The organism is Bacillus sp. V59.32b (assembly GCF_003429085.1).
Classification (GTDB): Bacteria; Bacillota; Bacilli; order Bacillales; family DSM-1321; genus Peribacillus.
The window spans coordinates 1-9,510 of the sequence record NZ_QVTC01000056.1; the positions used below are offsets into that span (position 1 = coordinate 1).

10 protein-coding genes are annotated in these 9,510 nt (G+C 41.9%); 7 read left to right on the forward strand and 3 right to left on the reverse strand.

Annotation, left to right across the window (positions count from 1 at the left end; translation table 11 throughout):
• Positions 1–138 precede the first annotated feature (138 nt).
• From D0463_RS13355 to trhO, 3 genes are all read left to right on the forward strand, one after another.
• Complete coding sequence (locus D0463_RS13355) at positions 139–621, forward strand: DinB family protein (RefSeq protein ID WP_117307889.1); 483 nt, start codon at positions 139–141, stop codon at positions 619–621.
• Positions 622–709: 88 nt separating this feature from the next.
• Positions 710–1,594 carry a diacylglycerol/lipid kinase family protein gene (locus tag D0463_RS13360; RefSeq protein ID WP_117307890.1) on the forward strand — a complete coding sequence of 295 codons (885 nt, stop codon included), beginning with the start codon at positions 710–712 and terminating at the stop codon, positions 1,592–1,594.
• Positions 1,595–1,998: 404 nt separating this feature from the next.
• Positions 1,999–2,964, forward strand: coding sequence for an oxygen-dependent tRNA uridine(34) hydroxylase TrhO (gene trhO / locus D0463_RS13365; protein ID WP_117307891.1), 966 nt, complete (start codon positions 1,999–2,001; stop codon positions 2,962–2,964).
• Between the two features lie 86 nt (positions 2,965–3,050).
• Here the strand turns inward: trhO and D0463_RS13370 are convergent, their stop codons facing one another.
• The 3 genes from D0463_RS13370 to D0463_RS13375 form a co-directional block, all read right to left on the reverse strand.
• Positions 3,051–4,376 carry a DUF2254 domain-containing protein gene (locus D0463_RS13370; protein ID WP_254052803.1) on the reverse strand — a complete coding sequence of 442 codons (1,326 nt, stop codon included), beginning with the start codon at positions 4,374–4,376 and terminating at the stop codon, positions 3,051–3,053.
• Positions 4,377–4,615: 239 nt separating this feature from the next.
• On the reverse strand, positions 4,616–4,762 hold the full coding sequence (locus tag D0463_RS19460; protein ID WP_160118436.1) for an STAS domain-containing protein: 147 nt from the start codon (positions 4,760–4,762) through the stop codon (positions 4,616–4,618).
• A complete protein-coding gene (locus D0463_RS13375) occupies positions 4,759–5,007 on the reverse strand; it encodes a hypothetical protein (protein WP_117307892.1) in 249 nt (82 codons plus the stop codon). The genes D0463_RS19460 and D0463_RS13375 overlap by 4 nt, the downstream gene beginning before the upstream one ends.
• 610 nt (positions 5,008–5,617) lie before the next feature.
• Here D0463_RS13375 and D0463_RS13380 point away from each other — a divergent pair.
• The 4 genes from D0463_RS13380 to D0463_RS13395 are packed head-to-tail and all read left to right on the forward strand — an operon-like array spanning position 5,618 to position 9,401.
• Complete coding sequence (locus D0463_RS13380) at positions 5,618–6,727, forward strand: ABC transporter ATP-binding protein (protein ID WP_117307893.1); 1,110 nt, start codon at positions 5,618–5,620, stop codon at positions 6,725–6,727.
• Positions 6,717–7,523 carry an ABC transporter permease gene (locus D0463_RS13385; RefSeq protein WP_117307894.1) on the forward strand — a complete coding sequence of 269 codons (807 nt, stop codon included), beginning with the start codon at positions 6,717–6,719 and terminating at the stop codon, positions 7,521–7,523. The genes D0463_RS13380 and D0463_RS13385 overlap by 11 nt, the downstream gene beginning before the upstream one ends.
• Position 7,524: 1 nt before the next feature.
• Positions 7,525–8,331 (forward strand): ABC transporter permease, encoded by an 807-nt coding sequence (locus D0463_RS13390; RefSeq protein ID WP_117307895.1) that lies wholly within the window; start codon positions 7,525–7,527, stop codon positions 8,329–8,331.
• Positions 8,328–9,401: an ABC transporter substrate-binding protein gene (locus D0463_RS13395; protein ID WP_117307896.1), complete on the forward strand. Its 1,074-nt coding sequence runs from the start codon at positions 8,328–8,330 to the stop codon at positions 9,399–9,401. Before D0463_RS13390 ends, D0463_RS13395 begins: the two co-directional genes overlap by 4 nt.
• Positions 9,402–9,510 lie beyond the last annotated feature (109 nt).

A 9,510-nucleotide genomic window follows, 5' to 3' on the forward strand; every position in this document is an offset into this window, starting at 1 on the left:
GAGCGGAAATCAACGGATAATCAAAAGCTTAAACCACTTCTTTTGGTGAAGAACCGATACTTATCTTCACCAGAAATGCAGGATTTTTTAAAGAAAAGCCGAAAATTCTGATTACAAATCTAAATTCGGAGGTAGAGTATGAGCCAAAAAAAGATTCTTTTGGAACAGTTTAAGGCAAGTATTGATAACCATTGGTTTGTTTCGCTTAGTCATGCGCTCAATGATCTGAGCGCCGAACAGGCATCATGGAAAGATAATCAAGAGGTACATTCCATCTGGGAAATTACGAATCATTTGATATATTACAACCAGCGCTATCTTCAAAGATTCAAAGGCACCCCGCTTGAAAATGGGGTGGACGGAAATGACGCGACCTTTGAGGGAGGCACAGAAAGCTGGACCAATACAGTTAAACGGATGGATTCCATAATGAACGAATGGCGACAGTCTATCGAAACATGCGAGGAAGAAAAGCTTGCCAGCCGGGTTAGTGAAAACTCAGAGGATACGTGGGAAATGACGCTTGCAAACTTGGTCATTCATCATGCCTATCATACAGGCCAGGTTGTGCATATCTTGAAAACGCAAGGACGTTGGAATTCAGAACGAGGGGTTCATTAAATGGCATTGCTGTTGTTTAAAAGAAGAGGGAAAGAGGTAATTTTCTTATAGAAGGAACTTAGTATAATGCTGTGGAGGAGACGTTACCATGACGAGAGCTATGATTATTATAAATCCATCTTCAGGAAAGGAAAAAGCTGCGGAAGTTCTGCCTAAACTAAAACAGGTTATGGAGAGCCTGTATGACGAAGCTGTAGTTCGCGAAACCGCTAAAGAAGGAGATGCAGTCTATTTTGCCCGGGAGGCCTGTTCGCAAGAATTCGATGCTGTCGTTTCCATGGGCGGTGATGGGACCATCAGTGAGACGATTAACGGGCTCGCTGAAGAAAGCCATCGTCCTGATCTCGGGATTATCCCTCTCGGAACCGTTAACGATTTTGCCAGAGCACTGAAAATCCCTTTAGAACCTGAACATGCAATTGAACTGCTCACTAGCCAAAAAACCGTGCCCGTCGATATCGGGAAAATTGATGACTGCTATTTTATGAATGTTTTGGCTATTGGAGCAATTGCTGAAGCCACGTATGCCGTTTCAGCAGAGCAAAAAACAAGACTGGGGCCCTTGGCTTATTTTATTGAGGGAATAAAAGCGTTTATCAATAAGACACCATTTAAGCTCACGGTCGAACATGACGAGGGGAAATGGATCGGTAAAGCCTACCTGGTCGTATCGGCTCTGACCAATTCTGTGGGCGGTTTTGAATCTATCGCTCCGGATGCGGAAGTAAATGATGGGAAGATTCATACATTTATCATCAAGGACATTTCCTTCCCACAAATTATGAAAATCATCCCGAGACTGTTAAAAGGGGAACTGGAGCAACATGATCAGGTAGAATATATCCGTTCTTCTGCGATTACGGTTTCCGCGTCAGAGGACCTTGTCGTCAATATTGATGGGGACGAAGGAGAACCGCTGCCGTTTGAGGCAAAGGTTTTACCGCAACATCTGAATGTTTTTGTACCTGCTTAAACAGATTACGATCATTTCACTGAAATCTAAGTTATATCACCGGAAATTAAAATATATCATCGAAATCTAAGTTATATCACCGAAATTTAAAATATATCGTCGAAAAACTGAGTTATATCACCGAAATTTAAAATATATCACCGAAATCAAAATTACATCACAGGAATTTAAAATATCTCATCGAAACTCAAAATTCTATCACCGAAATCGAGTTTTATCATCAAATATTCAACTAAGCGAATATGCGGCAATCACGATTGGTACTTCCTTCATTTTGAGCTTTTTTGCTTCGTGTGTTTGTAAAATCTGTTATAATGTTTGTTTGTAAGAGAAAAGTGTAATGCTAGAACCATCTACCCATACTTATATCTTGCAAATATAATTTAGAACAGGTGGTAAATAAGATGACAGGAAATAAACCATACAGAGTATTGCTCTATTATCAGTATGTTTCAATTGAAAATCCCGAAGAATTTGCAGAGGAACATCGTGCTTTCTGCAATGAGTTGGGATTAAAAGGGCGAATTCTTATCGCAAGTGAGGGAATCAACGGTACGGTTTCCGGTCCGGTGGAACAGACTGACAAATATATGGAAGCCATGAGGAATGACCCGCGTTTTTCAGATATGGTTTTCAAAATAGATGAAGCGGATGAGCATGCTTTTAAGAAAATGAAAGTACGTGCGCGAAAAGAGTTGGTCACACTTCGCCTTGAGGATGATGTGAACCCACATGAAGTAACGGGTAAATATTTAAGTCCAAAGGAATTTTTTGAAAAAATGCAGGATGAGGAAACAGTCATCCTTGATGCAAGAAATACGTATGAATATGACCTTGGCCATTTCAAAGGGGCGATTAGACCGGACGTTGAAAACTTCCGCGACCTGCCTCAGTGGGTTCGTGATCATAAAGACAAGTTAGAAGGCAAAAAGATCTTAACCTATTGCACAGGCGGTATTCGTTGCGAGAAATTCTCAGGCTGGCTTGTAAGAGAGGGCTTTGAGGATGTATCCCAGCTTCATGGGGGAATTGTCACATATGGTAAAGACCCTGAAGTTCAAGGTGAACGATGGGACGGACAATTGTATGTGTTTGATGAAAGAATCGGTGTTCCGGTCAACCAGAAGGAACATGTGGTTGTCGGACGGGATTACTTCAGCGGTGAACCTTGTGAACGCTATGTAAATTGCGCCAACCCTGAGTGCAACAAAAAAATCCTCTGTTCCGAGGAGAATGAACACAAACATTTGCGCAGCTGTTCGCATGAATGTCGCGTTGACCCTAGAAACCGCTATGTCATTGAACATGGTTTAACTGAAGAAGAAGTTGCGGAGAGACTTTCGAAAATTAATCAATCCACAGCCGTATAACTTGAACCCCGTTTGGGTAACCAGACGGGGTTTCATTATGATAGTATCTGCAGCTGCAATAAAACTCCTACCCGACAGCCTAACCGTTAATCAAGAGCAATCAAGTCTAATTGCTGATCTTTATCGCAGGCTTTAGCCAGCTTTCTCAAGCGGGTATTAATAAACTTCTTATCAAGCCCCAACCATTCCTGCGTCTTTATGCCTTCAACAATGTAGCCTGAAAAATCCCAGACCGCAGCTTTTATCTTATCTTCATTCGTTTCGGCTATCAGAGTGAGCGCTTTAATGACGGAAACCACCACTGACACATCGGCTTGTCCATAATGCCGGATCTGATAAAAGCTTTCGTACAAATAATCACTGAAAGACGGTTTTTCCAGGATGACCCGTACGTTTTTTTGCTCGTCACAATAATAGGGATCAGCAGAATGTCTTTTTCCAATTTTCGTTAAGATTTGGCCCAGTTGTTCAATGCAATTGATCGCCGTTTCAGGGTCATTTTTGCCTGGTGCTATGGCCCGCAGAGCAATTTCCACTAATTTTTGAATCCCGAATTCGACATCTTGTATCGCATCCTGGTCAGGTGTGACGAATATAAAAGCAAGAACTTGGTCTTTCTCCAGGGAGTCTTTATTGTTCCAAACGGTCAATAGGGGAGTATCTACATCGACATAATCACCTGGGATTTTTTCGAACTTGATGACGATATCAGTCTTGGTGGCATATTCCACCATTTTTGCAAGTTCTGCAAATTGAATGTATCCCCGGCTCTTGCTTTTAATTTCAGTTGACTTCATCTTTTCAATATCCAGGCCTTGATACTCCTTGGAAGCCCCAATGGTTATTTCATCTCTTCTATTATCTTCGATGGCCGACAATGTTTCCTTTGTAATATTCGAAATCAGATTTCCGACTTTAATCCAATTCGTAACATGGTGAATTAAGAATACAAACAAAGCCACACAGATAAACGCTACGGCGATGGCAAACGACGGTACAATAAATGTATTGCTCAGCTCGTTCTCCCTGATTTGGATGAGCAGAACCAGCGCATAGATGTATCCGCCAACAAACATTCCAAGCACTTGTTGTATTTTGGATTCTGCATTGAAATTTTGTAAGGTCCGTGGAGAGAATTGTGCCAAGAAAGTGGTCTCCACCACCAATATAGAAGAAAAAGTAATGGTGGTCATCGTTAACAATGAAGTGGAAATGGCGCTTAAAATCGTCTGGGCCAGCTCTTTATCGGTAAAAAATACGGGTGACATGTACTTGATCAGATTTGTATGTTCGGCAATATAACGGTCTAACATCATGCTTAGGATTGCCAAAATAAAAAAACAAACCCCGTATAGCGCCGGGATGATCCAGAAATTTGATTTGATTTTTTTAAGTGTGAATGTAGGTGACATGTAATCCCCCTAATCGCTTAGATTATTTTTCTGCCTTCCTGCGCAAAAGCATAGTAGATTCCATGCTGCAGATGTTGAAGAAATTGTATTTGGACAGATCATTATTTGTCTGTGAACTGGTTAAGGCAAGTTCGGAGGAGATGCCGACCAAAATTGTTCCGATCAGGGAAGCAGCTGAAGCCAGCTTGTTAATAAACGAAACGGTGTACTCGCTTATCTGTTTATCAAGGCCTGTGAGATCAAGGACCAGATACTTGGCTTTGATTATTCAGTGTTTTGGCAATAAGCTCCTCCGACCAGTTCTCATCATACTTACCGAGAAGGGGAACGACAACAATCCCTTCTAAGACAGGGATGATCTGGGAAGAATTTTTTTTACAGTTCATTCAGGTCCCTTGTCCGTTTCTCCACAGCCTGCTCCAGATTGCGGATTCGCGCTTCTGGCGAGCTCATAAATATTTTGCTGGACCGCCGTTTTGGAAGGTGAGAACTCATAAGGAAAAGTATGATTATCGTTGTCAAAGGAAACGTCCATTTCTTTATACCATATATTTTCATCGAATAAACCCGTTAATAGCCGGGAATGACGTGAAGTTGGTTCTATATGATTGTGTATGCTCCGTTTTATCAAAAAAACTCCGAATTACAAAATTTACTGCTGTCTTAAGTTTTCCTTAAACTCCAAGTGTTATTATTGACAGATGATTTTCAAGGGATTCTAAGTAATAACATAAAATATTAACTTAATTATTTATTTGAAGCATAGGGAATATGTAGCGAGTAAATAAAGTGATGACTGGAGAAGCGTCGACCATCATAATGAATCTTCCGACGATTCATGTAACGGTTCTTCTTTATGAAGGAACTCTTTTTTTAATAGGCTCTGTTAAATTCCATTGTTGATTTTCAAATGGTCATGGAATCTACTCGCTTTCCGCGGACGAACTGGCAAGCCTCCTCACTCGTACCTCGCTGCGGGGTCTTGCCAGCCCGTTTTTCCGCAGGACGTTGATTCATCATCCTTGAATAGACACCGCACGAGAAAATGCGTATGCATTTTCGAGGAGTCTCGCAGATTCCCTTCCCAAAAACAACATTATCGTTTAACAGAGCCTTTTAATAAGATAGGTTTGTAGTAAATGTAATGGCAGTTCCTAATAAATGCTGTATAATATTAAACTGTTAAATCATGACCTTACACCGAGATTATAGATATAAAGAAAAAGAAGAGGGAGGTTGCTATGACAGACCAATCGATTATCCGCTTTGAAAATGTTTCGAAACAATATGACGCTGATGCTCCGGTATTAAATGAAGTCAGCTTTGAGATGGAACGCGGGAAATTTTACACGCTTCTCGGTCCTTCCGGTTGCGGGAAAACGACGATTCTCCGTTTAATAGCGGGCTTTATAGAACCATCACAGGGGAAGATTTTCTTTAATGGGGAGATCATTAATAATGTCCCCGCTAACGAACGCCAGGTAAATACGGTGTTTCAAGATTATGCGCTATTTCCACATTTAAATGTTTTCGAAAATGTTGCTTTTGGGCTACGCATCAAGAAAATGAAAAAATCCGATATTACTGCGAAGGTGAAGGAAGCCTTACGATTCGTAAACCTGGAGGGGTATGAAAACAGGGAAGTCCGCGAAATGTCCGGGGGCCAGCGCCAACGTGTAGCAATTGCCCGCGCGATTGTGAATGAACATGAAGTCATACTTCTAGATGAGCCGCTATCCGCTTTGGATTTGAAGCTGCGGACAGAAATGCAATACGAGTTGCGTGAGCTGCAACGGCGCCTTGGAATTACTTTTATTTTCGTGACGCATGATCAGGAGGAAGCGCTCGCGATGTCGGATGAGATCTTCGTGTTAAATGAAGGGAAAATCCAGCAGAGCGGGACTCCGACGGATATTTATGATGAACCGATTAACCGTTTTGTAGCCGACTTCATCGGTGAATCCAATATCGTCCCAGGTAAAATGATACGGGATCAGCTTGTTGAGATCGTCGGCAAACAGTTTGATTGTGTCGACCAAGGTTTCAATCCGAACGAAGCGGTTGAAGTAATCATCCGTCCGGAAGATTTGGAAATTACGACGTTTGAACGGGGCAAGCTGCAAGTACGGGTTGATTCCCAATTGTTCCGCGGCGTTCATTACGAAATCTCGAGCTATGATCAGGATGGAAACGAGTGGCTTGTCCATTCTACCAAAAAGGCTGTAGTAGGCGACGAAATTGGCCTTTATTTTGATCCTGAGGCAATCCATGTCATGCGTTTTGGCGAAACGGAAGAAGAGTTTGATAAACGGCTGGAAGCATACAGTGATGGGGCCAGCCATGCAAAATAGAACGACACGCAATATGTACCTGATTCCTTACGCCTTATGGATCATGCTTTTTGTGATGGCACCGCTTCTCCTTGTCCTTTATTATTCCTTTTTCAATATTGAAGGAGATTTTACGTTCAGCAATTACCAAAAGTTTTTTACACCGGTTTATTTACAAATGACACTCAGTTCATTTTGGTATGCCTTTTTAATTACGGCCATATCACTACTCATCGCTTATCCGACTGCCTTGTTACTCACAAGAACCAGGCATAAGCAGCTTTGGCTATTACTGATTATCTTGCCTTCCTGGATTAATCTTTTGCTAAAAGCGTATGCTTTCCTGGGGATTTTTGGGACGTACGGGGCGGCAAATAGCTTTTTAGAGGCTATTGGGATTGGTTCGAAGCAGATTTTGTTTACGGATTTTAGTTTTCTGTTTGTTTCGGTCTATATTTTTATCCCGTTTATGATATTGCCAATCTTTAATGCGCTGGATGAATTGAACCCTACGCTCTTAGATGCCGCAAGCGATTTAGGGGCTTCTTCGTGGACCACCTTCAAACGCGTGATTTTTCCGCTGACGCTTGATGGTGTGAAATCCGGTTGCCAGGCTGTGTTCATTCCGGCATTGTCGCTGTTTATGCTGACAAGGCTGATTGCGGGTAACTGTGTCATCACCCTCGGGACGGCGATCGAGCAGCACTTTCTTGTTACCCAGGATTGGGGAATGGGTTCAACGATTGCGGTATTTTTAATCATTGTTATGATTATCATTATGTTTCTGACCGGTAATCGAAAGCGAGGCGGCGTTTAAAATGAGAAAGAAGATTTCACCATTATCTTCAATATATTTAGTCATTATCTTTTTAATTCTATACGCGCCGATCTTCTTTTTAGTGTTTTATTCGTTTAACAGCGGTGGAAATATGAATGACTTTGAAGGATTTACACTGGATTGGTACAAGGAATTATTCAATGATACCCGCTTGCTGATTATTGTATTGAATACGCTGATTATCGCGTTGCTATCCGCTTCCATTTCAACGATCATCGGAATTTTCGGCGCTCTTGCGATTCGATTTGTAAAAAGAAGACAAACGAAAAATACATTGCTGTCGTTCAACAACGTATTGATTGTCAGTCCTGATGTGATCATCGGTGCGTCATTATTGATTTTATTTACGATGGTAGGGATAAGACTCGGCTTTTTCTCTGTATTATTATCGCATATCGCTTTTTGTGTGCCGATTGTTGTGATCATGATCCTGCCGAAGCTTCAGGAAATGAGCCCGACTTTAATAGATGCGGCGAGAGATCTTGGTGCAAGCAGCTGGGACGTTCTGACCAAGGTGATTTTACCGTATATCACGCCGGGTATCTTTGCCGGATTCTTTATGGCACTAACCTATTCGCTGGATGATTTTGCGGTTACTTTCTTCGTAACCGGAAATGGATTTACGACACTTTCTGTCGAGATTTATTCGTTAGCCCGCCGCGGAGTTTCTCTGAATATCAATGCGTTGTCCACCCTTTTATTTCTGTTCACGATGATATTGGTGGTCGGCTACTACTTTATTACGCAGCGTAACAACAAGCCGGGCGGATGGGGGGTAAGAAAATGAAGAGGCTTATGCGTGTATTTCTGGCCATAATCATTGTTTCTGCCGCTCTCTTGTTTGCGGTTAACCGGTTGAATTCCTCCCAAGGCTATACAAGCGGAAATGTACTAACCGTATATAACTGGGGCGATTATATCGATGCTGATTTAATTGATCGTTTCGAAAAAGAAACAGGAATCAAGGTCATTTATGAAACATTTGATTCAAACGAATCCATGATGACCAAAATCCAGCAAGGCGGTACAGCGTATGATATCGCTGTTCCTTCCGAATATATGATCGATAAGATGAAAGAAGAAAAACTGCTGTTGCCGGTTGATCATTCCAAACTGCCGAACCTGAAGTATATTGATTCCCGTTTCATGGACCTGCCATTTGATCCGGATAATCAATATTCGATTCCTTATTTCTGGGGAACGGTTGGGATCGTTTATAATCCCAAGAAGCTCGGCGGAAAAGAGATTACGAGCTGGAATGATTTATGGGACGAAGATTTGAAAAATGAAATCCTATTAACGGATAGTGCCCGTGAAGTGATCGGTATGGGATTGAATAGTTTACATTATTCATTGAATGATGTAAATCGGGACCATCTGCAGGAAGCGAAACAGAAGCTTGATGCCCTTACGCCAAACGTAAAGGCGATTGTAGGGGACGAAAACCGGATGCTACTGGAAAACGGCGAAGCATCCATTGGCCTCGTCTGGTCGGGAACAGCGAATGAGATCATGTGGGAAAATGAAGACCTTGAATATGTAGTGCCGGAGGAAGGGTCGAATCTTTGGTTTGATAATATGGTCATTCCAAAAACGGCGAAGAACATCGATGCGGCACATGAATTCATGAATTTCATGCTTGATCCGGAAGTGGCCGCCCAGAATACGGAGTACGTCAGTTATTCAACCCCAAACAAAGAGGCCCTGAAGTATATGCCGGAGGAGATCGTGAATGATACTCGCTTTTATCCGCCACCGGAAATGACCGAAAGGCTGGAGGTTTACGAAAACCTTGGCCAGAAAAATCTTGCCTATTACAATGAGTTATTCCTGGAATTTAAGATGCATTCGAAATAAATAAAAAGGTTAGAGCAGTGATCTTAATTGCCTGTTCTAACCTTTTTTTAAAAAAGGCTCTGTTAAATTCCATTGTTGATTTTCAAATGGTCATGGAATCTACTCGCTT